The organism is Paracoccus salipaludis, from assembly GCF_002287065.1.
GTDB lineage: Bacteria > Pseudomonadota > Alphaproteobacteria > Rhodobacterales > Rhodobacteraceae > Paracoccus > Paracoccus salipaludis.
Genome location: NZ_NSJZ01000123.1, coordinates 1 through 569, shown reverse-complemented (window position 1 = coordinate 569; position 569 = coordinate 1). Strand labels below are relative to the sequence as shown.

Annotated in this window: 1 pseudogene; it reads right to left on the bottom strand. The window is 58.7% G+C overall.

The window, feature by feature from the left end:
* Positions 1 to 210, bottom strand: a pseudogene (locus CK240_RS17840) (replication initiation protein); the annotation flags it as partial.
* Positions 211 to 569: the final 359 nt, after the last annotated feature.

The window sequence follows — 569 nt, the reverse complement described above, 5'->3', positions numbered from 1 at the left end:
CTCGATGCGCCGAATGTCGGAGAGGCGCATCTCGTGGCGCACGTCCTGGGCCATGCGCCCGCCCGCCGTGGAGATCATCAGATGCATGAGCTTGAGGGCGCGCAGACTTGGCGCGTTCCGCATGTAGACCCCGCGCGCCACCTCGGCGGGCAGCACGGTCTTGGATTGGTCATAGGCCCGATCAGCGGCCACTTGCAGCGTCTTTCCCATAGGTGACTTTGGAAGTGTAAAATTGTCACCTGTCAATGCGCAATATCGGCCCAATATGTCACTCCATCGGCCCAATACGTCACCGCAGCGGCCCAATATGTCACTTATAAATGCGCAATGTCTTGATAACTCTTATGTATTTCCGCCTGAACTATAAGAACTTTAGAACAAGAATGGCGGCACCACTCTCTTGCCCTGTGGATAACTGCTCAGACAGCACCTCCGAGGGGGATCGAAGCGCCCGCTCGGGATGCCGGAAAGGGCTGAGAAACACTCGGCACCCTCGCCCTTCACCCAGACGCAGCCTCGGGTCGAAGAGTACGGCAGCGGCCTCCAGATGCGCACCGGAGTCCTGCACA